We start from the raw sequence: 24,086 nt of genomic DNA, 5'->3' as shown, positions 1-24,086 counted from the left end.
TCACCTATACTTCAAGCCACTGCTGAAAAAGGATCAGACTTTCAATGGCACTTCCAAAGCATTACCGCATTGATTATCTGCTAAATGGTTCGTTCAAGAGTTTTTATATACGAACCGAGAATATGGATAACGCTGAAGCATGGCACTGTGCAAGTGTCGACGCAGGTCTCGCACGCATACCGAAATACCGTTTGGAGAAGGTCGCGCGGGTGTCGAAACCGTACGCCGAGCACTTCGGTGTCACCAACGTTGAGTGGGCTCAGGCCTGAGCCCACTCAGCTCTGCACTCGTCAGCGGTGAGCGATCTGCTCCAGCGCAAGATTGCGTGTGCGCGGCCCGAACCGGCCGATGGTGACGATCACGATCAACATGCTGCCGACGATGAAGGCCAGTACGCCCGGCGTGCCGAAGTGGTCGAGAAATATCCCGATCAGCAGGCTGCTGAACACCGTTGACAGTCGGCTGAACGAGTAACAGAAGCCCACTGCGCGAGCGCGGATGTTGGTCGGGAACAGCTCACCCTGATACGAGTGGTAGCTGAAGCTCAGCCATGCGTTGCAGAACGTGATCATGATCCCGCAGAAAATCAGTCCTGCCGCGCTGCTCTGAAAGGCGAACAGGCTGCCAAAAATCATGGCGCCCAATGCGGAGCCGACGATTTGCCATTTGTTCTCGAAGCGGTTGGCAAATTTCACGAACAGCAACGGCCCCAGCGGATAAGCCAGCGTGATCACGAACGCATACGCCAGGCTATGGGTGACGCTCAGGCCCTGACCAGAAAGCAGGGCAGGCAGCCAGTTGCCGAAGCCAAAGAAACCGATGGCCTGAAAAACGTGAAACACGATCAGCATCAAGGCGCGGCGACGATAGGGTGGCTGCCACATGTCGGCAAATCGACCGTTGCCTGACAGCGCTACGTTTTCCGGTTCAGGCTCATCCAAGGGCTTGCCGTGGTCTCTGATACAGCGTGCTTCAATGCCGTCCATGATGCGCTCGGCTTCATCGAAGCGTCCCTTCTGTGCCAGCCAGCGCGGCGATTCCGGCAGCGCCGAGCGCAGCCACCAGACGAACAGGGCGAAGACTGCACTGCTGATCACTACCCAGCGCCAGCCGGAAAAACCGAAAGGGTCCTGGGGCACCAGCCACCATGACATCAGCGCGACGCTGGGCACTGACAGAAACTGAATGAAGAAGGCAAAGGCGAACGCCGAACTGCGTATGCGCTTGGGCACCAGTTCCGACAGGTAGGTGTCGATGGTGACCAACTCGACCCCCAGGCCGATACCCACGACGAAGCGCATGCCTATCACGCCCAGCGCAGAGGTCTGCAGGCCCATGATCACGGTGGCAACGGTGTACCAGATCAGCGCGAAGGTGAAGATCGCGCGGCGTCCGTAACGATCGGCAATCGGGCTGACGAGGCTGGCTCCGAAAAACAGTCCCAGAAAAGTTGCCGAGGCAAAGGCTGCCTGATCGGAAAAGCCGAACAGACCCTGACTGCCGGTGGCGAAGATCCCGTCGCGAATCAGGCCGGGACTGATGTAGGCGGTCTGGAACAGGTCGTAGAGCTCGAAAAAGCCGGCGATGGACAGCAGGGCGACCAGTCGCCAGATGGTCGCGACCGCAGGCAGTCGGTCAATACGCGCCGAGATGTACGCTGCCCGCAACGGCTCGTTCGCGGTTGCCTCGGTATGAGGTAATGAGGTCATGGATGGCCATCCTGAGTTCTTGTTAAGGCCTGAATACTACTCCTTACAATTTGTAATCATTGGTCTTTTAATGCAGTTATCGGGGTATAAAAGATGAAAAATTGTTTACTGGGTCATTTTTTTGACTTTTTATATCGGATCCATTAGGTCGCTGGAATTAAGTGAACATGAGGACGGTGCAGCGGTGACCGTGTCAGGCAGGGAGGTACGCGAAAAACAGCAGGCATGAAGCCATCAACGATGTATCAACATGTGTCGCAAAACTTTAGGATTGGGCCTTAACTATCTGCATGCCGGGTTCCCGTGACGTACAAACTGCCCACTACTGCCACCGCTCCTTTCTGCCCTTCGGCGACCACGGACAGTGTGGCCATTCCGCCGAACGCGTCCTTGCTGCGCAAGATGACGCTGTTTGTCGGGCCTGGCCTGCTGGTTTCCATCGGCTATATGGATCCTGGTAACTGGGCGACCGCCATCGAGGCCGGGTCGCGCTTCGGCTATTCGCTGCTGTTCGTGGTGGTCCTGGCCAGCCTCTCGGGCATGGTCTTGCAGAACCTTTGTTCGCGGCTGGGCATCGCGACCGGCCGTGATCTGGCGCAACTGTCCTCCGCACGCTACAGCCGCAAGGTCGCCAAGGGCCAGTGGTTGCTGGCAGAACTGTCGATCATTGCCACCGATCTGGCGGAAGTGCTGGGCGCTGCGCTGGCGTTTCATCTGTTGCTCGGCGTTTCCATCACCACCGGTGTGGCGCTGACCGCTTTCGATACGCTGATTGTGCTGGCCTTGCAGGGCGCCAATTTTCGTCGTCTGGAAGCCATCGTGCTGGGGCTGATTGCAACCATCGCCAGTTGCTTTGCCGTCGAGTTGTTTCTGATCAAGCCATTCTGGCCGGATGTCGTCGCGGGTCTGAAGCCGAGCTGGGATGTGTTGAGCAGCCAGGAGCCGCTGTACATCGCCATCGGCATTCTGGGCGCCACCGTCATGCCGCATAACCTTTATCTGCATTCGTCTGTGGTGCAGACGCGGGTCAACGGTTCGGACCAGGCCAGCAAGGCCAGCGCCATTCGCTACGCGCGGCTGGACACCATCGGTTCGCTGAGCCTGGCGCTGCTGATCAATGCGGCGATTCTGATCCTCGCTGCTGCAGCGTTTCACAAGACCGGGCATACCGAGGTGGTCGAGATTCAGGACGCCTATCACCTGCTTGATCCGCTGGTGGGTGGTGCGATCGCCAGCGTGCTGTTCGGTATTGCCTTGCTGGCGGCGGGGCAGAGCTCGACCTTCACCGGCACCATTGCCGGGCAAGTGGTGCTCGAAGGTTTTCTGCAGGCAAAGATCCCGTGCTGGCAACGGCGCTTGATCACCCGCGCACTGGCATTGATTCCGGCGCTGATTGGCGTGATCTGGCTGGGTGACAGCTCGGTGGGGCAGATGCTGGTGCTCAGTCAGGTGGTGTTGAGCCTGCAACTGCCTTTTGCGCTCTGGCCGTTGATTCGTTTCACCAGTGACCCACAACTGATGGGGCCGTTCGTCAACAGCCGTCTGGTTAAAACGGCGGCCTGGGGGCTATTCGGACTGATCTCGGCGGCCAATCTGACGTTACTGTGGTTCTGGATCAGCTGAACTTGATCGGCTGCCGCGACTCTCACACCTGACACCAATGTCAGCCGTCAGGTAGCCGGACATGAGCACATCGAGCGACAAAGGCACCGTCTTCGAAACCGATTTGCCCGCGCGTCTGGACCGCCTGCCCTGGGGACGGTTCCACACCTTGCTGGTGGTTGCGCTGGGGATCACCTGGCTGCTGGACGGTCTGGAAGTCACCCTCGCAGGCTCCGTCGCCGGGGCCTTGAAAGCCAGCCCGGCGCTCAATCTCAGCAACAGCGACATTGGCCTGGCGGGTGCCGCCTATATTGCCGGTGCCGTGCTGGGCGCGTTGTTCTTTGGCTGGCTGGCGGACCGTCTCGGGCGTCGCAAGCTGTTCTTCATCACCTTGCTGCTGTATGTCGGCGCAACGGCCGCCACGGCGTTTTCTTTCAGTGTGTGGAGCTTCATGCTGTTCCGCTTCCTGACCGGCATGGGCATCGGCGGCGAATACACGGCAATCAATTCGACCATTCAGGAATTTACCCCGGCCCGCTACCGTGGGTGGGTCGACCTGACTATCAATGGCACGTTCTGGTTGGGCGCTGCGCTCGGTGCGATTGGCTCGATTGTCTTGCTCGACCCGCTGTGGGTTGGCGCCGAGCTGGGCTGGCGCCTGTGTTTCGGGATCGGTGCGGTATTGGGTCTGCTGGTTCTGCTGATGCGACTGTGGCTGCCAGAGAGCCCGCGCTGGCTGTTGATACACGGCCAGGCTGAACAGGCCAGGCAGATCGTCGAGCAGATAGAAGCAGACTTGCAGCGTCAGGGCCACGTACTGCCCGCAGTGTCGGGAAAACCCCTGCGCCTGCATGCCCGTGACCACACGCCGCTGGGCGAGGTCGCCAGAACGTTGCTGGTGACGTTCCGTCAGCGTTCTCTGGTAGGCCTGACGCTGCTCACCGCCCAGGCGTTTTTCTACAATGCGATTTTTTTCACTTACGCACTGGTGCTGACCGACTTCTATGATGTGCCGGCCGAGCGCGTCGGCTGGTACGTGCTGCCACTGGCGCTGGGCAATTTCTGCGGTCCGCTGCTGCTGGGCAGACTGTTTGACGTGGTCGGTCGACGGGTGATGATCAGCCTCACCTATGGCGTGTCGGGCGTGCTGCTGGCGATCAGCGGCTACATGTTCCAGCAAGGCGTGCTGGACGTCACGCAGCAGGCCATCGCCTGGATGGTGATTTTCTTCTTTGCATCGGCAGCGGCCAGCTCGGCCTACCTGACCGTCGCCGAAACCTTTCCACTGGAAATTCGTGCCCTGGCGATTGCGGTGTTTTACGCATTCGGTACCGGGCTGGGCGGGATGATTGGCCCGACGCTGTTCGGCGAGCTGATTGAAACCGGCGAGCGCAGCAATGTGCTGATCGGCTATCTGATCGGAGCAGGGCTGATGCTGCTGGCGGCGGTTGTGCAATCGATATGGGGCACGGCTGCCGAGCGCAAATCTCTGGAAGATGTGGCCAGACCGTTGTCGCAGGCCGGGGACCGATAGGGGCCTTTAGCGGAATATGCCGCGCAGGCTGTCCACGGACGCCCGCAGGCCGATGATTCGCTCACTGACCTCTTGCGCTTCGTGTGCCCGGGAAGTTCGCTCGAGGTACAGGAGATGTCCTGCCAGGTTGGCCGAAACAAGTTCCAGGTCGTCGGCAGTACGCCTGATGTAAGCCTGCATGTCTTGCAACTGTTCGATCTGCACGGATGGTGCCCTTATAGGTCGCATCCGAGCGCACTAAATGAATGGGTGACTATTATCAATCCACCCGGTCGGGTTGTCGGCGGCAAGGTCATCTTTCTTTAATGCCGCAGGTAAATAAACAAGCCAATCAGTTTTCGCACCGTGCCGAGCAGCCTAATCGTCTTCCTGATCATCGTGTTCCGAGTAGGAGTCCAGCAACTCGGCCAGTGCCAGGGTGCGGTCCAGCCCACTGCGGGTGGACATGATTTCGGCCACCGCCTGCGTGGCGGCAACTCTGGCAGCTTCGCGTTCGGCATCGGTGTTATTGGGCGTGGCGGCCTGCGCAGCCTCAATAATCGATTGCTCAAAGGTATTCATGGTGCTCGCTCGTGAAATTCAAGTGCCTGTGATACCGAGAATGGCGGATTGTTTCAAGGCCGATCAATCACCTTCGTAGGGAAATTCCTCCAGGCTCTGCATCAATGCAACGCCCTGTGGCCCCTGAACATTCTCCAGCACCCAGCAACTGTTGGCATTTTTGGCCAGCAGCAGGCGTGTTGTCTGGCGGGTGACCGGCTGCTGCGGGGCGTCCTTGTAACCCAGGTTATAGGTCATTTCGACCACGGCCTGCTTGTCCGAGTTGGACACCAGCTTCCAGTCAACTGGCTTTTGCACATCACCGTCCTGCGCGTCGGTCCACGGGTTGGCACTCACGGCGCATTGATCGCCGTTCTGGCACGCCCAGTCCTTTTTGAGCAGGCTCAGCAGAGGTTTTGACAAATAATCAGCGCTACCTTTGCCGTTCAGATAGAAATCCTGGTGCTTCTCATAGATCCAGCCCGCCGTGTCGACCGGGGTCGCAGCCGGGCAGGCCGCATGGGCAGTGGTTGAAAGCAGGCAGGCGAAGGCAATGGCGACGGTTCTGGACATGGAGCGGGCTCGCAGAGAAGGTGGCAGTGAGGTTACAAGCTGACAACACTGCATTTGTAAGGCATGCGGACAAAAAAGCAATGGTTTCGGTCATGCGTCAGAGGGTCGGGCAGACTAAACCGGATTGAGGGTCATTTCATTCAATACGCGGTTCGCGGCCGTCACTACCTTGATCCGGTCATTTCCGATCGTGTTCAAGGGGTTTTTCATGAGTCTGCTCATTTCCACGACCGCGTTTGCGCGGGAGGAACCATCGAGACGAGCTCTGCGCCGGACATGCCCTGCATGGCGCTCTGCGGCGCATGGGGCATGCTCACGCAGAGCGTCGGCGAAGAAGGCTTAGCCTTACTTCTTGATTGGCACGATTTCCATCATTTGCCCATTAACCTTCTGGAAACGCACGTATTTGTCGTTGATTTTTACCCATTCGCTTTCTTTCGCAGGCTCTTTCAGGCCTTTGCTTTTCCAGTCCTTCACTTCCAGATCGCTGCGGCGATATTTTTCCGGAACGCGGGAGCCTACTTCCAGCTCATGGACATTGTCCTTGGATTCGCTGACTTTCGGTTCCGCCGTCTCTGCTGCGTGAACGGGCAGGGTGACGGCGGAAAAGCAGCCGAGCAAGGTCATGCAGGCGATCAATGATTTGCTATTCATGTGAAGACTCCCGGTCTTTGGTATAAGGCGATGGCTTAATGCCTCGTAATAACTCGGACCCTCACTGTTGCAAATCATTCGATCGGGTTTGCTGTGCTCAGCCTTTCAGTGTCTCGGCGATGGTTGCCGAGAGCGGGGTGGTCGGGCGGCCGATCAGCGCGCTCAACTGGCGACTGTCATCGAACAGGGCGCCCTTGGCAGCAGCGGCATCGGAATCGGCCAGCAACTGGGCCACGAAGTCCGGCAGGCCTGCCTGGATAAGCGCGGCCTCGAATTCGGCCTGTGGCAGGTTGACGTAAGGCAGGGACTTGCCGCTCTGCGTAGACAACTGCGCCGCAAATTCGGACAGCGTGTAGGACTCATCGCCTGCCAGTTCATAGACTTTACCGGCTTGTGTCGTTTCCGAAGTCAGCAGCACAGCGGCCGCTTCGGCGTAATCCAGACGTGAAGCAGAGCTGATACGGCCCTCATCGGCACTGCCCATGACCGCGCCATGCGCCAGCGCGCCGGGAATGCCCGCCGTGTAGTTCTCGGTGTACCAGCCATTGCGCAGCAAGGCGAAGGGCAGGCCACTGGCGCGCAGGTAATCTTCGGTTTCGCGGTGCTCTTTGGCCAGGCTCAGCGCCGAGGTGTCGGCATGCAGAACACTGGTGTAGGCCAGCAGCTGGACCCCGGCACGTTTGGCTGCATCGATTACCGCCTTGTGCTGCGGCAAACGCTGGCCCACTTCGCTGGACGAAATCAGCAGCACCTTGTCGGCGCCGGCAAATGCGCTGTCCAGTGTCGCAGGCTGTGAATAGTCGGCCTGACGAACCTGAATGCCCTGCCTGGACAGATCGGCGGCCTTTTCCGGACTGCGCACGGCGGCAATGATTTGCGAAGCAGGTACGCGGCTGAGCAACTGTTCAATGACGAGGCGGCCAAGCTGGCCTGTGGCACCGGTGACAACGATCATGGAATGATTCCTTGAATCAGGTTGAAAGGAAGCGCCAGCATAGTCATGATGCTTACCTTTAGTAAGTACGTACAAAAAGGTAAGTGTCATGAGCGAATCCGCTTCGCAATCAAGTGCCCCGCGATCAAGCGTTACGCCGCAAGGCCTCCAGTCTGAAGCGGTCGAGACGCTATTGGCGCTGGTTCGTCAGGGCCAGGTGCTGGCCACTGACTGCCCTTCGCGGGTGGTGCTCAATCACGTCTGCAGCCGTTGGGGCGTGTTGGTGCTGGTGGTGTTGCGGAGCGGCATGCATCGCTTCAGTGAAGTACGCCGCAAGATTGGCGGGGTGAGCGAGAAAATGCTCGCGCAGACGCTCCAGCATCTGGAGCATGACGGTTTTGTCAGTCGCAAGTCGTTGCCCGTGGTGCCACCGCATGTGCAATATCGGCTCACCCCGATGGGCGAAGAGGTCGCCTTGCAGGTTGAAACCCTCGTTACCTGGATCGAGACCAATCTGCCGCGCATCATGCAGGCCCGCGAGGCGTCGAACACACTGCAGGCCACGCCCGAATGAACCTTTTCTGACAGAATTTTCATCCTGCGATTGTCGGCTTGATCGCCTGCAATCCGCCGCTTCTTGGTATGGTGCGCGCCGAAATCTTTATATACACGTTCAGTTGCGCCGTTTGCCCTTCACCGAGAAGCTGTAGAAATGCCCAATCCCATTCCCCTGAAAGACCACGAAAAAGAGACGCGGCTGGTCAATCAGCGTCTGATTGCCTGCGCAGTGCTGGTCGGCCTGCTGGCTGCCTGCCTGGTCGCACGCATGTATTTCCTGCAGGTTACCGAGTTCGACTATCACTCGACCATTTCCGAAAACAACCGTGTTCACGTACTGCCGATCCCGCCCGAGCGCGGTTTGATCTTTGACCGCAATGGCGAAGTGCTTGCCGACAATCGTCCCAGCTTCAACCTGACCCTGACCCGCGAACGCGCTGGCGACTGGCACAAGGTGATCGATGAGCTGATGACCCTGCTGGAATTGCCCGATGAAGACCGGATTCTGTTCGACAAGGAGCTTAAGCAGGTTCGTCACCCGTTCGAGCCGGCAACATTGCTCTATGAACTTACCGAAGAGCAGATCGCCATTCTGGCGGTCAATCAGTACCTGCTGCCGGGCGTGGACGTGGCGGCGCAGTTCGTTCGCCATTATCCGTTGGGCGCCCATTTCGCTCATTCGATCGGCTACGTCGGGCGTATCAACGAAAAGGAAGCGGCCCATCTTGACAATGAATATCGCGGCACGCAGTCGATCGGCAAGACCGGTGTCGAGCGCTTCTACGAATCCGAGCTGCACGGCCACGTAGGCTATGAAGAGGTCGAAACCAACGCCCAGGGCCGCGTGCTGCGCGTGCTGAAACACACTGACCCGGTGCCTGGCAAGAACATCACTCTCACGCTGGACGCGCACTTGCAGGCTGCGGCGGAAAACGCGCTGGGTGATCGACGTGGTTCGGTGGTCGCACTGGACCCGGAAACCGGCGACGTGCTGGCGATGGTCAGCAAACCCAGCTTTGACCCCAATCTGTTCGTCACCGGCATCAGCTTCAAACAATACGCGGCGCTGCGTGATTCCATTGATCGGCCACTGTTCAACCGTGTGCTGCGTGGCCTGTATGCGCCGGGCTCGACGGTCAAGCCGGAAGTGGCGATTGCCGGTCTCGACAGCGGCGTGGTGACGGCCTCGACAAAGGTCTTCGACCCCGGCTATTTCCAGTTGCCGGACTTCGACCACAAATACCGCAACTGGAACCACAGTGGCGACGGCTGGGTGGACATGGACACCGCGATCATGCGTTCCAATGACACTTATTTCTACACCGTGGCGCACAAGCTCGGCATCGACCGCCTGCACGACTACATGACCATGTTCGGCATCGGCCAGAAGGTGTCGCTGGACATGTTCGAGGAGTCTGCAGGGCTGATGCCGTCCCGCGAATGGAAGCGGGCCACGCGTCGCCAGGCATGGTTCCCTGGCGAAACGGTGATTCTCGGCATCGGCCAGGGCTACATGCAGGTCACGCCGTTGCAACTGGCCCAGGCCACGTCACTGATTGCCAGCAAGGGTGTCTGGCATCGACCGCACCTGGCGATGGAAGTCGGTGATACGGCGCCCGTTGACGAGCATCCGATGCCAAATATCGTGCTGCACGATCCCAACGAATGGAATCAGGTCAATACCGGCATGCAGATGGTTATGCACGACCCGCGCGGCATTGCGCGGGATGCCGCCAAGGGCGCTCAGTACCGCATCGCCGGCAAAAGCGGTACGGCGCAGGTGGTGGCTATCAAGCAGGGCGAGCGCTACAACCGTCTGAAGACTCTGGAGCGTAACCGTGACAACGCCTTGTTCGTGGGCTTTGCGCCAGCCGACCATCCCAAGATTGTCGTGTCGGTGACCATCGAGAACGGCGAGGCGGGTGGCCGGGTAGCGGGCCCGGTGGTGCGGGAGATTCTCGATGCCTGGCTGCTGGACAGCGAAGGCAAGCTCAAACCGGAGTACGCCACACCCGCCAAGGCACCGGGCAACCCGCACGCCTGATCAGCCTTTTAAAGCGCTGGCCGAGTGACCGAGCCCTGAACAGGGCTCAGGTTTTCTGAACTGTCGAGAATGCATCGGGTCGACCACAACAGGCGTGGCAGAGCGCTGCGCGCGTTTTACCGAATTCATTATCATTGCCTCGACAAGGAACCCCGCATGTCCAAGACCATTGCCGACCATCTCGCGCAAACCCTCGCAGCGGCAGGTGTTTCGCACATCTGGGGGGTGTCCGGTGACAGCCTCAACGGCCTGACCGACAGCCTGGAACGCACCGATTCGATTCGCTGGATGCACACCCGTCATGAAGAAGTCGCAGCCTTTGCTGCCGGTGCCCAGGCCGCGTCCAGCGGCAAGCTGGCGGTCTGCGCCGGCAGCTGCGGGCCGGGCAACCTGCACCTGATCAACGGCCTGTATGACTGCCACCGCAATCGAGTGCCGGTACTGGCAATTGCTGCGCACATTCCGTCCTCGGAAATCGGTCTGGATTACTTTCAGGAAACCCACCCGCAGGAGCTGTTCAAGGAGTGCAGCCACTTCGTCGAGCTGGTTAGCAACCCCGAGCAGTTCCCGCGTGTGCTGGAGCGCGCCATGCGTGCCGCGATCAGCCAGAAAGGCGTGGCGGTGATTGTCTTGCCGGGCGACGTGGCGCTCAGCGATGCGCCGGATGTCGCGGCAAAATGGATCGAAGCCACAGCGCCCAAGGTCGTGCCGGCCGAAAACGACCTGCAGTCGATGGCCGACATGCTCAACGCTTCCAAAGCCGTCACGCTGCTGTGCGGTGCGGGTTGCGAGGGGGCCCACGAGCAGCTTCTGGCATTGGCGGATACGCTGGGCGCGCCGATCGTTCACGCATTGCGCGGCAAGCAGCACGTTGAGTACGACAACCCGTTCGACGTCGGCATGACCGGCCTGATCGGTTTCAGCTCCGGCTACCATGCCATGCTGTCCTGCGACACACTGGTGATTCTGGGCAGCAGCTTTCCGTACCGGAATTTCTACCCTGAAAAAGCCGATATCATCCAGATAGACCTCGATCCGACTCAGATCGGTCGCCGTACGCCGGTGGCGCTGGGTCTGGTTGGTGGGGTGCGGGAAACCCTTGAAGCGCTTCAGCCAAAACTGAAGCCGCATACCGATCGCCGTTTCCTCGACAAGGCCCTCAAGCATTACGCCAAGGCCCGGGAAGAACTGGACGAGCTGGCCACTCCGACGCCGGATGGCGCGCCGATTCACCCGCAGTACCTCACTCGACTGGTCGACGAGCAGGCGGATGCCGATGCGATCTTTACCGTCGACGTCGGTACGCCGACGCTGTGGGCGGCGCGCTACCTGCACATGAACGGCAAGCGCAGTCTGCTCGGCTCGTTCAACCACGGCTCGATGGCCAATGCCTTGCCGCAAGCTCTGGGGGCCAAGGCTGAACACCCGGATCGTCAGGTCATCGCCCTGTGTGGCGACGGCGGCCTGTCGATGTTGCTGGGCGACCTGCTAAGCATTCGTCAGCTGAACCTGCCTATCAAGATGGTGGTGTTCAACAACAGCTCGCTGGGCTTTGTCGACATGGAAATGAAAGCCAGCGGCTACGTGCCGCACGGCACTGATCTGCATGAAACCAACTTCGCCGGGATTGCCCTGGGCGCAGGTATTCTGGGCCTGCGTGTCGAGAACGCCGAAGAGCTGCCCGCCGCCTTGCGCAAGGCGTTCGATCATCCCGGTCCAGTGCTGATCGACGTTGTCACCGCCAAGCAGGAGCTGGGCATTCCACCGAAAATCAAGCTGGCACAGGCCAAGGGCTTCAGCCTGTACATGATGCGCGCGATCATGAGCGGACGCGGCAGTGAAGTGCTGGAGCTAGCGAAAACCAACCTGCGTTAATACATTATAAAAACGTATCGGTTGAATAGAAAAAAGTTGCAACTTCTATCCACTGAGATTGTCACCGCTGTTACAGGTGACAATGTCGGTGTCTCTATATTTCTTTTCTCGCGATGACTGCCCAAGGCGGTCATTTCTTTGTGGATCCAAACTTCCCTCACCCTGTGCTTATTGAGTTCGCTATTTGAACTAACAAATTCAAATAGTGGGTAAAGCTTCCCGGCAGACAGCCGAGACAGTGATACGGGAGCAAGACCGGCTACGGCAGGCTGATTACCGAACAGTCCCTGGCGACAAAAAAACGTCGACGCTACAGAACGTTACGCCCTGGATATTCTTTATAGAAAAGTCTGCATGTCATGAGGTCTGCAATGCTTAGAAATGCTCCTTTGAGTATGAAACTGCTGCTTATTTTAATATTCCCCCTATTGGGCTTCCTGGCCTTCGCAGGTCTGTTCGTTGCTGACAAAAGCGAAAATCTCGGTGATATGAGGCGCGCGGTGACAGCCACCGCGGTTGCACAGAAACTGAGTAACGTGGTCACCACCATTCAGCGTGAGCGCGGCGCCAGCGGCGTGTTTCTGGGCAGCGGCGGCAAGTCCATGCAGGATAAGCTGAAGGCCTTTCGTCAGGAAACCGACAAGGCGATAAGCGAGATGCGCACCCAGTCGACCGACGGTATTCCCAGCCCCGACAAAGTCTACCGCGCACTGGATGACCTGACCGCGCTGCGCCTCAAGATCGATACGCTGGGGATCAACAACACCGAGTCCTCTACGCGGTTCACCGACGTTATCAAAACACTCGTCGGGTTCTCCTATTCGCTGGAAGCGAGTATCGAAGATCCGGAAATACTGCGTGGCCTGAGTTCGCTCAACCAGTTCGTGGATATGAAGGAGCGTGCCGGTCGCGAGCGCGTACTGCTCGTTCAGGCATTCAACCAGAACCGCTTTGATGCGCCACTGTTGTCGCGCTTCAGTCGTAACCTCGGAGAGTTCTCCGGCTACCTCGAAGCCTTTCAACGCTGGTCCCCTGAAGTATTCAAGACCAAACTCAATGATGTCATGCAGCAGCCGGGCTCGCTGGAAGTGGCCCGCTTGCAACGTCTGGGCTTCGATACCCCGATGGGTGATCCGCTCAACGTCAAGCCGGAAGACTGGTTCAACCTTTCCACCGCACGTATCGACATGATGGCCAATGTAGAAGCAGAGCTTGGCCAGAACGTCGTCGGCCTGGCAACGGATGCGCGCAGCTCCGCTCAAAGCAGCCTGTACGTGGCGGTTGCCATCGTTGTCCTGATGCTGATCGTGGTGCTGTGGCTGGCGTCGGTGATCATCCGCAACATCAAGGTTGCGGTTGTCGATGTGAACCGCACGCTGATGGCACTTTCCACTCGCGACCTGACCGCGCGGACCCGCTATATCGGCAAGGATGAGTTTGGCGAGATCTCACGCAATCTTGACAACATGGCGCATCAGATCAGTGAGGTTATCAGCGAAATCGGCAGCGCCACGGCGCAGGTTGCCACCGCTGCCGAACAGTCTTCCGCAGTGGCGTTGCAAACCAATCAGAACGTGGCGCAACAACGCCAGGGCACTGATCAGGTCGCCACTGCCATCAGCGAGATGAGCGCCACGGTCAAGGATGTAGCACGCAGCACCACCGACGCGGCCGAGATGTCGCAGCGCGTCAACAGCAGCACCGTGCAGGGCAAGACCGAAATCGACAACACCATCGGCCTGATACAGGAGCTCTCGGTGCAGGCTGAAGAGACTTCTCGGATCATTGACGAGCTCAAGGGCGAGAGCAACTCGATCTCCTCGGTGCTTGATGTCATCCGTGGCGTCGCCGACCAGACCAACCTGCTGGCGCTCAATGCAGCCATCGAGGCTGCACGTGCCGGCGAGCAGGGGCGTGGTTTCGCGGTGGTGGCCGACGAAGTACGCAATCTGGCCAAGAAGACTCAGGACTCTACCGTCAGCATCCAGAAAATGATCGCCAACCTGCAGTCCGGCTCGGAACGCGCTGCCGCGTCGATGCAGGAAACCCTGGGCAAGGCGCAGGAGGGTGCCAGCAACGTCGTGCGCGCTGGCGAACTGCTGGAAGAAATCGCCGAAGGCATCGCGACCATCAGCGACCGCAACATCCAGGTCGCTTCGGCCGCTGAAGAACAAAGCCTGGTGGCCGAGGAGATCCACCGTAACGTCGACGACATCAACTCGCTGGTCATCCAGGTCAGTGCCGGTGCCGAGCAGACTGCCGTCACCAGTCGCGAACTCGCGCGTCTGGCGGAGCACCAGCAGGGGCTGGTCGGTCGCTTCAAGGTGAGCTGACAGCAAGCTGTTTGTGTGTTGTGAAAAGGCCTGGAAGCGAAAGTTTTCAGGCCTTTTTGTTGGTCTGCGGATACTGTCGTGCCGCGGTCTCTGATCACCATCGATAGTCCGTCAGCCATGACCCTTCAGTCATCTTTTCACGTAACCCCACGTCCCGCTTACGATTATGTAGTGACTAAAAATAATCACTACATAATCGTTGACGCACTCCATTTGCCCTTGCATTATGCAGCTGTCTCCCTGATCGGGAGCACTGCAAAAGGTGTGATGAACAGGCTCGGCAAGCCGTCGAGATGTTCCCGGATGTAGGCTGCCCACAAGGCAGATTGATGGAGCTGAACTGGCATTTGTCGTCGATAAGGGCGAGAAGCTGGCGAAATGTCCTCATGATGCTTGTAACGGATCGATTGCCGATCCTGGGCCGGGTCTTTGGGTTTCGTGACTTCTTCTCTCTACGCTGATGCCGCTGTGTAGCGGCTCTTCATCAAGGCTACCTGCATGTCCTTGAGGGCTGGAACGGTATTCAACGCACACTCAATCGTGTTGCGTTGCTGAAGTTCTGGCGCATGAACTTGATGTATCAATTATTGAACAGTCTATGAGCGAAGGGGCATCAACATGAATATCAACACACAACCGACTATTGATGAACTGGCTCGTCTGTTTGCTGCGTGCAAAGACACGCTGGATAACCATATCGCCTGGGTTGCCGAGTCGGGTGAAGTGCGCGTCGACGCCATGTCGCCGTTCACGCAAGAGCACGAGTTTCGTGATGCGCACCCGCAACTGCGCGCATCCCTGAAGATGTTCCGTCGTGGCCAGGGTTATGTCGGCAAGAAAGCCGCTGCCGATCGTGCCTACATGGAGAATACGCTGCAGGCGTTGAAAGGTGAGTGGCAGAAGACTCGTCGGCAGGCGCATTCGCAGGTTGCCTGATCAGGTCATCGCATGTCTTGAAGCCTGTTTCCGACCGCGATCGGGAACAGGCTTTTTGGTTTTCGGCATCGAGAGGGCGAAGACCTTATCGGTTGTACAAAGTGATTTTGCTGGTATAGATTCCGGGAGTGAGTCAGTGCATCTGACTCGTCTCATTCCCAGCCTGCCATTGAAGTCGTGGCAGTGCCTATACAGAGGTTACCGATGCGTGCGCCACGATGGTTATGGTTGGTGATGTTGCTCAGCGCCGGGGCTTCGGCGGACTGGCGCGAGGCATTGCCCAATGCTCAGGTCGTCGGCGGCGGAGACCTTAGTCTGTTCGGCTTTCGTGTCTATACCGCCAGGTTGCTCAGCCCGGTCAAACCTTTCGTGGCAGACGCGCCACTGGCACTTGAACTGACTTACCATCGCGACATTGACCGGGAAGATCTGGTCGATGCCAGTATCGATGAGATCAAACGTATTTCCGGCTCGAAGGTGACCGAACAGCAACTGACTGAATGGCGTCAGCAGATGAACCAGTCATTTGTCGACGTCCAGCCCGGCATGAAGATTACCGGCGTCTACCTGCCTGGCCGCGAAGCGCGTTTTTATGTTGGCGACAAGCTCCAGCATGTGGTGCCCGACAGCCAGTTCGCCAAGGCTTTCTTTTCCATCTGGCTTGACCCGAAAACCCGTAACCCTGAACTTCGCGAGCAGTTGCTCGGCAGTACCGGCTCATGACCCATCAAGGAGGGCGCATGCTGAGAAAGTGGATGTTGATGCTGTGTGTGGGGCTTGTACTGAGCGGCTGCGGTGGTGTGCCGGTAACCCGTTACAGTCAGGAAGCGCCGAAGCTCGATCTGCGCCAGTACTTCACCGGACGTGTCGAAGCCTGGGGAATGTTTCAAAAACGCTCCGGTGAAGTCACCAAGCGTTTTACCGTGGTGATCGACGGGCACAGTGAAGGCGAAGTGCTGGTCATGCACGAAGCGTTCAGCTACAGCGATGGTACCAAACAGGTCCGGGAGTGGCGCTTGCGTCCCGATGGTCCGGGGCGCTGGAAGGGCACGGCTGGTGATGTGGTCGGCGAGGCCTATGGCGAAGTGTCGGGCAACAGCTTCCACTGGAACTATGTGCTCAGGTTGCCGGTGGATGGCACCGAGTATGACGTGAGCCTGGATGACTGGATGTACCTGATCGACGAGAAGACCATGGCCAATCGTTCGTCGATGACCAAGCTGGGTGTCGAGGTCGGGCAGATCACTTTGTTCTTTCGCAAGGCCGGCAAATAAATAACGCCTCGTATGAGGCGTCATCCTTCAGGGCGGCGGTCAGCCGCCCGTCATATTCATGAAGCGCACCACCTGCACGCCATCGTCGTGGGTGAAGTTGTGGCTCCACGGCTTGAGCTGCATGGCGTCGATGATGGCTTTTTCGAGTTTTTCCGGCTGGCCGGGATTGGCGCGCAGTACCGCTTTCAAATCCACGGAATGCTCGTTGCCCAGGCACAGCAGCAAGCGACCTTCAACGGTCATGCGCACGCGGTTGCAGGTGCCGCAGAAGTTATGGCTGTGCGGGGAAATGAAGCCAATGCGAATTTCCGGTGCCTCGGCCAGACGCCAGTAGCGCGATGGCCCCTGAGTCGAGTCAGTGGAAGGCACCAGCGTGTAACGTTCGGCAATGCGTTCGCGCACCTGATCGCTGGAGTAGAAGGACTCGGCGCGGCTGTGTTCGCTGATGATGCCCAGCGGCATTTCTTCGATGAACGAGACGTCCAGGTTGCGATCGATGGCGAACGCCAGCAGGTCGTTGATCTCATCATCGTTGCGGCCGTGCATCACTACGCAGTTGAGCTTGGTGTGCACAAAACCGGCGGCGTTGGCGGCATCGATACCGGCAATTACCTTGTGCAGATCGCCTGTGCGGGTCAGCTCGCGGAAACGCTGCGGGTCAAGGCTGTCCAGGCTGATGTTCAGGCGCGTGACGCCGGCCTCGAACAGCGGGGCAGCCAGTTTGTCCAGCTGCGAACCGTTGGTGGTCATGCACAGTTCGCGCAGGCCGGGCAGGGCGGCGATCTTTTCACAAAGCCCCACCACGCCTGCACGTACCAGCGGCTCACCACCGGTCAGACGAATCTTGCGCGTGCCCAGTGCCACGAAGCGCTCGGCCACCTGGAGGATCTCCTCCAGCGACAGAATCTGTTGCCGAGGCAGAAACGTCATCTCTTCGGCCATGCAGTACACGCAGCGAAAATCACAGCGGTCGGTGACCGACATGCGCAGATAATCGACTTTACGTGCAAAGCGGTCCATCAGGACGGGTTCTGACATTTCACCTTCTAAATAATCAAGTGGGCTGTATTACCGGATTTGGAGGCCAGTGCTTTACAAGGGTTCAGCCAAATTGCAGTGTGCCGATTTCAGGCCTGATCGCAGGCTGGCAATGTGCCCTGTACGGATTACAGAGTAGCTGCGCGCATCGCCGTTTGCATCGGCTGGATGACGCCACGCTAACCGAGTCGAAATGCCGCAGTCCAATTGCTTGTTCCAATACCCTCATCGACACGCTCTATGGCGCTTTGCCTTGATGGCCGATCAGTCAGGACTGGCGGCAGCACTGCGCTCGTATCGCTCCAGCAAAGGCTGGATACTGATGCCGTGTACCAGGATGCTCAGCGCGACAACCGACAGGGTCATGCCGATCACCACATGGCCGACGTCGTGTGCCAGACCATGTGACAAAGCGAAGCACAGGTAATAAAGACTGCCGATGCCGCGAATGCCGAACCAGCCAACCAGTGCTTTTTGTCTGACGTTGAGCAGGCGACGACTCACCAGCAGCCAGACGCTGGCAGGACGAATCACGCAAAACAGTGCAATGCCCAGGCCGATGGCGCGCCAGTCCCAGTACATCGCCAGCGCCGCGCCCAGCAGGGTGATCAGCAGGACTTCCATCGCGCGCTCCACCAGGCTGCCGAACGCCAGCATATCGCCCATCATCACGCCGGCAGCCAGTTGCGAATCGCTCATGTCGTCGACCTGCGCGACCGTGCCCTGTTCGAGGGATGACGTCATATGCCCGAGGACTGGCTGCGCGACGTGCTCGGACGGCAGCTCTGAACGCGTGACACGTACCTCGGCCTGACGCAGCCCGAACCCGGCGGCAAATACCGAAACAAAGCCAAAGGCCCCGACGCTTTGCGCGACTACGTAAGCCAGGGCGATCAATGCCAGCGCCAGAAAATCATTGGGCGAGGTGGTGCTGTCGGCGTTCTTGATGCGCAGAAAGATCATCAGATGACCGACGCCGCGGCCCATGCCGTAACCGATCAACAAACCGGCCGGCACCGCCCAGATCAGGTCCTTGATCAGCCATCCCTGGACCCAGTCGCTCATCGCGCCCCCGGAACTCAGGTACAGCAAGGCAAAGATCACGAATGGAAACGCGGTTCCGTCGTTGAGGCCCGCTTCGCCGGACAAGCCGAAGCGCAGGCGATCCTGATCCTGGGCATTGTTGACCTGGACCATACCGGCCAGCACCGGGTCGGTCGGCGACAGCATTGCGCCGAGCAACAACGACACGCCCCAGTCCAGGCCGATGATGTAGTGCCCTGCGACAGTCACGCCAGCGATGGTCGCCAGCATCACCGGCCCGGCCAGCCAATAGGCTGAGTGCCAGGCTTTGCCGCGCAAGGGCAGGCGCAACTTGATACCTGTACCGAACAGCGAAAACAGCACCGCCACTTCGGTCAGGCGTTCCAGCCACTCGTAGGATTTCTCGAAATCCAGATCGACGATATCCAGGCCCATCGGGCCGATGCCGAAGCCGAATCCCAGGCACACGGCCGATGTGGTCACTGGCATCCAGCGCAGGTAAGAGGAAGTGAGCGCCAATAGCATCAACAGCACGCCAAGCACGCCCATGCAGACAATAAAACTCATAGAGAAAGAACCACCGTCAAAATGCGCCCGAAGAAGGGGGCGTAACGGTGGGACTCCCGTGCACGGTAATAAGTTGAAATAATTTGCCGGATGGCAATCAGCGTGCGTCTTTTACGCACGGCGATGCCTTTCGGTGCCGCCGCCGAGGCCTAGCGCTCGATACTGCGGCTCCAGCGTGCGTTCCACTCGGGACGGATCTGATTGACCTGATCCCAGTCGATGGTCACCGCCGTTTCCAGATACTTCTCCATGGCCTCGACCTGACTGCGTGTCTTGTCAGTGGTCGGGGTTTTCGGGTTCGACGGGATCTGGTCACCGAACTCCAGCGCAGGCGCCTGTGCTTCCGGCGTCAGCAGATAAGCGGCCAGCTTCTGCGCCAGCTCCGGCTGGTTGTTGTTGGCTATCGCGCATTCAGCCACGTTCAACACCACGCCGCCTTCCTTGGGCGATGCGTATTCCACCGGTACGCCCTTGATCTTCAGCGCGGTGACCTGGGTCGGCGTCAGCGGGAACAGGGCAGCTTCGTCGGTCTGGACCATTTCCGAGATCTTCGCCGAGCTGGCGATGTATTCCAGCACGTTCGGGCCGATGGTTTTCGGCCAGGCCTTGAAGCCGGGTTCGACGTCTTTCTCGCTGCCGCCCTGGATACGGTTGAACATTAGAAAGCCATGCAGGCCGAAGGTCGAGGAGGCCAGTGACTGGAACACCACCTTGTCCTTGAAACGTTTGTCGGCAAGGTCCATCCACGAGGTGGGCGCGCTCCAGCCCTGTTCCTTGAACATCCGCGTGTTGTAGGCCAGGCCGGTCACACCCAGGCTGACGGCTGCTGCCTGTTCCTTGATTTTGGCCTTGGCCGGCAGGTCGGCCAGGCTGGCGCTGGGTTGCAGCGTGTCGCACAGGCCCATGGAGATGGCCCGGTACATGATGCCGTCGTCGAGAAAGATGACGTGCATCTGCGGGTTGTCCTTGCTCGCCTGAACCTTGGCGAGGATATCGGCCGACGTGCCAGGCACGATCACCACCTTGACGTTGTTGGCCTTCTCGAAAGCCGGCAGCACCTGATCGGCATACAGGCGCTCCATGGTCCCGCCGTTCATGCCCAGATACAGCGTGGTTTCGGCCAGCGCTGGCGTTGACAGGAGTGCGGCGGCCAGCGGCAGGCAGGACAGCCCGGCGAGGGCCAGACGTTTGGTGCTTTTCATAGTGACGACCTTCCTCTGTGCAATGGGATGACGTTGGTAACAGGTTCGATAGCAGGGGGTTGCAGGACGATTTGCTGAAAGCGGCCGATGGAAAAGGCATCGAGCGAGATCCGTGAGGCGCCGTCGCAGACCCATTCGGCCAGCGCTTCACCCGCTGCCGGGCCGATCTGAAAGCCCGCCCCGGCAAAACCGAAGCCATGCAGCAGGCCAGGCCGGTTCAGGCTCGGGCCCAGCACCGGCTCGCGATCCGGCAGATAGCCTTCGGTGCCACTCCAGGTGCGGATCGCCTGGGCGCCGGCGAGTGGCGGGTAGAGTTCGACGGCGTTGCGCAGGATATCCAGCACCGCGGCCTGTCCCGGTCTGGCGCGCGCCGGGTCGAGGGCAAAGCCTTGTCCGCCGCCCAGCACGCAATTGCCGCGTGCCACTTGCCGGGCATAAATGCCGCCGCCTTCGACACCGGTGCTGACATCCATGAACATCGGCAGCGGTTCGGTCACCAGCATTGCCGGGTACCCTGAATACATCGGCACCGGTTCGTTGAATTGTGCGGCCAGCGCTGCGGCCCACGCCCCGGCGCAGTTGAGCAGCCAGGTGGCACGCAGTGTCAGGCCGGTGGCGGTGGTGACGACGAAAACGTTGCCGTCGTGGCTGACGTCGCTGACCGGCGCCTGCTCGAACACCAGCGCGCCTGCCTGACGCGCAGCGCGGGCGAAGGCCGGCGAGACCAGGCGTGGATTGGCGTGCCCGTCGTCGGCGCACAGCGATGCACCGACAGCGACATCGCCTGCCCAGGGATAACGCGCGCGCAGTTGATCGCGATCAAGCAACTGCAAATCCAGGCCGAATCCCTGGCTGGCTTCGGCGTAGGCGCGCAAGGCATTCATGTCCTGTTCGCTGCGCGCCAGTTTGAGGTGGCCCGAGCGCTGATACTCGCCGTCGATGCCGATCAGCTCGCGCAGGTTGCCCCAGATCTGGTGCGCCCGCTGCGACAAGGGCAACTGCGACAATGGACGACCCTGACGCCGCACGCCGCCGTAATTGACGCCGCTGGAGTGCGATCCGCAAAAATCGCGTTCCAGCAAGGCGACCCGCTTGCCCTTCAGGGCCAGCGTCAAGGCTGCCGAGGCACCGACAATGCCGCCGCCGATGACAATCGCATCGGTTTCAATCAGCGTGCTCATGGTTGCGTCTCCACTGATTGCTTCTCCATGGGCTGCATTCCCAGACCAAACGGCAGCGGCTTGATCGGTGCCTGGCCGCGCAGCCGGCCGACGTGCTCGACGGACCGGCCGCTCTCGCGGGCGATGATCTCGGCCGCGGCCAGGCCACACATCCGGCCCTGACAGCGACCCATACCGACCCGGCACATGGCCTTGACCCGGTTGATCTCCCAATGACCATCCTGCACGGCACTGCGAATCTCACCTGCAGAGACTTCTTCGCAGCGGCACACCAGCGTGTCATCCGCTACCTTGGCGGCCCAGTCCTCAGGGAACGGAAACGCGGTTTCCAGCCCGTGGCGGAAGCGTTCGATGCGTCGCAAGGCAGTTTTAAGCGTGTCGATACGTGCGGTGTCTGCGACCACACCGATGTCTTGCAGCAGCCCGAGCGCGGCCAGTTCGCCGGCCATTTCCGCAGCGTCTGCGCCCATGATTCCCGCGCCGTCGCCCGCCAGATAGATGCCTGAGACGCTGCTGCGTCCGCAGTCATCGCGGGTCGGCAGCCACGCCCGGTTGAGCGCGCTCCAGGCGAATTCACAGCTCAGCAGGTCGGCCAGTTGCGTCTCGCTGCGCAGTGCATGGGCAAAAGCGACCGCGTCACAGGCCAGGTGGCCCGATTTGCCATTGCGTTGCCATTGAATGCCGCCTACGCGTTTTTCCCCGTCGATGCGTGTCAGCTGCGCACCTTGATACACCGGAATACCGTGTGCGCTCAGCCACGCGCGGTAATACATGCCTTTGGCCAGCGTTGCCGGTTGGCCCAGCAGCGCCGGCAACGCCTTGCATTGCGCCGAAAACGGCGCGCTGTCGAGCACCGCCAGCACCTTCGCGCCCGCCTTGGCGTACTGATAGGCGACCAGGTACAGCAACGGGCCAGTGCCACAAAACACCACGCGCTGACCGATCGCGCAGCCCTGGTATTTGAGCGCGATCTGCGCTGCGCCGAGGCTGTACACGCCGGGCAGGGTCCAGCCGGGCACTGGCAGAATGCGATCCGTGGCACCGGTGGCGACAATCAGGTGGCTGAAGTCGAGGGTGGCGGCGGTACCGTTTTGCAGGGTATCGAGTTGATGGTCTTCGGCGTTCCAGACCAGCGTCTGCGGCCGGTAGTCGATCTGCGCTGCCAGCGTGTCGAGTGCGTTGTGCACCGCGACTGCCTTGGCGCTTTCAAAGCCGTAGAGCGCCTTGGCCGAGCGCTGAAAGTTGTCCGGCTGGCGACGGTAGACCTGGCCGCCGCCGCGCAGCCCTTCATCGATCAGGCAGGCCTTGATGCCGTGGGCCAGTAGCGTCTGGGCGGCACGAATGCCGGCCGGTCCTGCGCCAACAATGGCGATGGCCTGATCGCTCATACACAGCGCCCCGGTTCACGAATCACCGCCTGACCGGCCTCCAGCAGTGTCGAACAGGCACGTACGCGCTGACCGTCACCCAGCCTGACCCAGCAGTCCTGACAGGCGCCCATCATGCAGAAACCGGCGCGAGGTTCGGCACTGAAATCACTGCCGCGCAAGTGTTCGCTGGCGGTCAGTACCGCGGTCAGCAAGGTGTCGCCCAACAGACCGCTGGCCGGCTGGCCGTCAAGGGTGAAGGGCAGAACCGGGCGGTCATGTTCGGTCAGTCGTTTCAGCAATGCCATAACGTCAAAGCTCCGGTTAGTGTTTGCCGACCAGCACGCGATCCAGCCCGTACACCCGGTCGAGCAGGATCATGGTGGCGGCGGTGAGGGCGATGACCAGTGCCGATACGGCGGCCATCATCGGGTCGATGGATTCTGTGGCGTAGACATACATGCGCACCGGCAGGGTCTGGGTCGCGGGCGAGGTGACGAAGATCGACAGCGTGACTTCATCGAAGCTGTTGATGAACGCCAGTAACCAGCCGCCTGCCACGCCGGGCAGGATCATTGGCAGGGTGATCTGCCGAAACAGCGTGAAACGGTCGGCCCCCAGGGACTCGGCGGCGTGCTCGGCGCTGCGGTCGATGCCGATTGCCGCCGCCAGTACCAGGCGCAGTACGTAAGGCGTGATGACCAGCACATGGGCGAAGATCAGCCAGGTGAAGCTGCCGTTCACGCCCATCAGCGCAAACAGTCGCAGCATCGCCACCCCCAGCACCAAATGAGGAATGATGATCGGCGACAGAAACAGGGCGTTGAAAAAATTGCGACCGGGAAATGTATGACGCGTGATTGCCAGTGCGGCAGGTACCGCGATCAGCGTGGCCAGCGTCGCCGATACGAACGCCAGGATCAGGCTGTTGTAGAACGAATCGATAAAGTCGGCGCGCTCGAAGACGGCCTTGAACCAGCGCAGCGAGAAGTGGGTGGTGGGCAGGCTCAGGGTGTTTTCCGGGGTGAACGCCACCAGGCACACCACCACCAGCGGGGCCATCATGAAGATCACCACCAGCGCATGAAACGAGAGGGCTAACGGACCGTTCTTGGACATGG

At 59.8% G+C, this 24,086-nt stretch carries 23 protein-coding genes; 10 read left to right on the top strand and 13 right to left on the bottom strand.

The features are described 5' to 3' along the window. Positions 1–44 precede the first annotated feature (44 nt). Positions 45–269, top strand: a complete 225-nt coding sequence (locus KBY08_RS10705) for a DUF6555 family protein (RefSeq protein WP_003407519.1) — start codon at positions 45–47, stop codon at positions 267–269. Positions 270–290: 21 nt separating this feature from the next. On the opposite strand, the gene KBY08_RS10700 is transcribed toward KBY08_RS10705, so the two are convergent. Then, complete coding sequence (locus KBY08_RS10700; protein ID WP_096135681.1) at positions 291–1,709, bottom strand: MFS transporter; 1,419 nt, start codon at positions 1,707–1,709, stop codon at positions 291–293. Positions 1,710–2,024: 315 nt separating this feature from the next. Here KBY08_RS10700 and KBY08_RS10695 point away from each other — a divergent pair, with 315 nt between their 5' ends. Both KBY08_RS10695 and KBY08_RS10690 read left to right on the top strand, forming a co-directional pair. Then, positions 2,025–3,332 carry an Nramp family divalent metal transporter gene (locus KBY08_RS10695; protein WP_177410969.1) on the top strand — a complete coding sequence of 436 codons (1,308 nt, stop codon included), beginning with the start codon at positions 2,025–2,027 and terminating at the stop codon, positions 3,330–3,332. Positions 3,333–3,393: 61 nt separating this feature from the next. After that, the gene (locus KBY08_RS10690) at positions 3,394–4,845 is read left to right on the top strand and encodes an MFS transporter (RefSeq protein ID WP_096135683.1); all 1,452 of its coding nucleotides are present in this window, start codon (positions 3,394–3,396) and stop codon (positions 4,843–4,845) included. A 6-nt stretch (positions 4,846–4,851) separates the two neighbouring features. Here the strand turns inward: KBY08_RS10690 and KBY08_RS10685 are convergent, their stop codons facing one another. The 5 genes from KBY08_RS10685 to KBY08_RS10665 form a co-directional block, all read right to left on the bottom strand. Beyond that, a complete protein-coding gene (locus KBY08_RS10685) occupies positions 4,852–5,049 on the bottom strand; it encodes a hypothetical protein (protein WP_003407534.1) in 198 nt (65 codons plus the stop codon). A gap of 153 nt (positions 5,050–5,202) precedes the next feature. Next, positions 5,203–5,406 (bottom strand): hypothetical protein, encoded by a 204-nt coding sequence (locus KBY08_RS10680; RefSeq protein WP_003367271.1) that lies wholly within the window; start codon positions 5,404–5,406, stop codon positions 5,203–5,205. A 63-nt stretch (positions 5,407–5,469) separates the two neighbouring features. Next, positions 5,470–5,958 carry a DUF3828 domain-containing protein gene (locus KBY08_RS10675; RefSeq protein ID WP_024660401.1) on the bottom strand — a complete coding sequence of 163 codons (489 nt, stop codon included), beginning with the start codon at positions 5,956–5,958 and terminating at the stop codon, positions 5,470–5,472. A gap of 345 nt (positions 5,959–6,303) precedes the next feature. Beyond that, positions 6,304–6,612 carry an RcnB family protein gene (locus KBY08_RS10670; RefSeq protein ID WP_003407540.1) on the bottom strand — a complete coding sequence of 103 codons (309 nt, stop codon included), beginning with the start codon at positions 6,610–6,612 and terminating at the stop codon, positions 6,304–6,306. 97 nt (positions 6,613–6,709) lie between these two features. After that, positions 6,710–7,567, bottom strand: coding sequence for an SDR family oxidoreductase (locus tag KBY08_RS10665; protein WP_011267584.1), 858 nt, complete (start codon positions 7,565–7,567; stop codon positions 6,710–6,712). Between the two features lie 88 nt (positions 7,568–7,655). Here KBY08_RS10665 and KBY08_RS10660 point away from each other — a divergent pair, with 88 nt between their 5' ends. The 7 genes from KBY08_RS10660 to KBY08_RS10630 all read left to right on the top strand — a co-directional run bounded on the left by KBY08_RS10660 (position 7,656) and on the right by KBY08_RS10630 (position 16,566). Next, on the top strand, positions 7,656–8,120 hold the full coding sequence (locus KBY08_RS10660) for a winged helix-turn-helix transcriptional regulator (RefSeq protein WP_111522745.1): 465 nt from the start codon (positions 7,656–7,658) through the stop codon (positions 8,118–8,120). Positions 8,121–8,258: 138 nt separating this feature from the next. Then, positions 8,259–10,148: a penicillin-binding protein 2 gene (gene mrdA, locus KBY08_RS10655; RefSeq protein WP_011267586.1), complete on the top strand. Its 1,890-nt coding sequence runs from the start codon at positions 8,259–8,261 to the stop codon at positions 10,146–10,148. Between the two features lie 156 nt (positions 10,149–10,304). Continuing rightward, positions 10,305–12,023 carry a ubiquinone-dependent pyruvate dehydrogenase gene (poxB, locus tag KBY08_RS10650; RefSeq protein ID WP_032653763.1) on the top strand — a complete coding sequence of 573 codons (1,719 nt, stop codon included), beginning with the start codon at positions 10,305–10,307 and terminating at the stop codon, positions 12,021–12,023. Positions 12,024–12,394: 371 nt separating this feature from the next. Beyond that, on the top strand, positions 12,395–14,356 hold the full coding sequence (locus KBY08_RS10645; RefSeq protein WP_046722244.1) for a methyl-accepting chemotaxis protein: 1,962 nt from the start codon (positions 12,395–12,397) through the stop codon (positions 14,354–14,356). Positions 14,357–14,974: 618 nt separating this feature from the next. Continuing rightward, complete coding sequence (locus KBY08_RS10640) at positions 14,975–15,292, top strand: hypothetical protein (protein WP_003367294.1); 318 nt, start codon at positions 14,975–14,977, stop codon at positions 15,290–15,292. A 204-nt stretch (positions 15,293–15,496) separates the two neighbouring features. After that, positions 15,497–16,015, top strand: a complete 519-nt coding sequence (locus tag KBY08_RS10635) for a chalcone isomerase family protein (RefSeq protein WP_032698425.1) — start codon at positions 15,497–15,499, stop codon at positions 16,013–16,015. Between the two features lie 17 nt (positions 16,016–16,032). Beyond that, the gene (locus tag KBY08_RS10630) at positions 16,033–16,566 is read left to right on the top strand and encodes a DUF3833 domain-containing protein (protein WP_003407549.1); all 534 of its coding nucleotides are present in this window, start codon (positions 16,033–16,035) and stop codon (positions 16,564–16,566) included. A gap of 39 nt (positions 16,567–16,605) precedes the next feature. Here KBY08_RS10630 and moaA read toward each other — a convergent pair whose 3' ends face one another. From moaA to KBY08_RS10595, 7 genes are all read right to left on the bottom strand, one after another. Continuing rightward, the gene (gene moaA / locus KBY08_RS10625) at positions 16,606–17,604 is read right to left on the bottom strand and encodes a GTP 3',8-cyclase MoaA (protein WP_058399083.1); all 999 of its coding nucleotides are present in this window, start codon (positions 17,602–17,604) and stop codon (positions 16,606–16,608) included. A gap of 264 nt (positions 17,605–17,868) precedes the next feature. Beyond that, positions 17,869–19,215, bottom strand: a complete 1,347-nt coding sequence (locus KBY08_RS10620; protein WP_111522746.1) for a cation:proton antiporter — start codon at positions 19,213–19,215, stop codon at positions 17,869–17,871. Positions 19,216–19,364: 149 nt separating this feature from the next. Continuing rightward, positions 19,365–20,417, bottom strand: coding sequence for an ABC transporter substrate-binding protein (locus KBY08_RS10615; protein WP_111522747.1), 1,053 nt, complete (start codon positions 20,415–20,417; stop codon positions 19,365–19,367). After that, positions 20,414–21,598, bottom strand: a complete 1,185-nt coding sequence (locus tag KBY08_RS10610) for an NAD(P)/FAD-dependent oxidoreductase (RefSeq protein WP_011267598.1) — start codon at positions 21,596–21,598, stop codon at positions 20,414–20,416. Before KBY08_RS10610 ends, KBY08_RS10615 begins: the two co-directional genes overlap by 4 nt. Then, complete coding sequence (locus tag KBY08_RS10605) at positions 21,595–22,986, bottom strand: NAD(P)/FAD-dependent oxidoreductase (RefSeq protein ID WP_111522748.1); 1,392 nt, start codon at positions 22,984–22,986, stop codon at positions 21,595–21,597. The genes KBY08_RS10610 and KBY08_RS10605 overlap by 4 nt, the downstream gene beginning before the upstream one ends. After that, positions 22,983–23,273, bottom strand: coding sequence for a (2Fe-2S)-binding protein (locus tag KBY08_RS10600; protein WP_003407557.1), 291 nt, complete (start codon positions 23,271–23,273; stop codon positions 22,983–22,985). The genes KBY08_RS10605 and KBY08_RS10600 overlap by 4 nt, the downstream gene beginning before the upstream one ends. 16 nt (positions 23,274–23,289) lie before the next feature. Continuing rightward, the gene (locus tag KBY08_RS10595; RefSeq protein WP_003348289.1) at positions 23,290–24,084 is read right to left on the bottom strand and encodes an ABC transporter permease; all 795 of its coding nucleotides are present in this window, start codon (positions 24,082–24,084) and stop codon (positions 23,290–23,292) included. Between the last annotated feature and the right edge of the window lie 2 nt (positions 24,085–24,086).

Source organism: Pseudomonas sp. P135, assembly GCF_020312125.1.
In the GTDB taxonomy this organism is placed as follows: Bacteria; Pseudomonadota; Gammaproteobacteria; order Pseudomonadales; family Pseudomonadaceae; genus Aquipseudomonas; species Aquipseudomonas fragariae.
The sequence above is the reverse complement of the archived record's forward strand: the minus strand, read 5'-3'. Positions and strand labels throughout refer to the sequence as shown.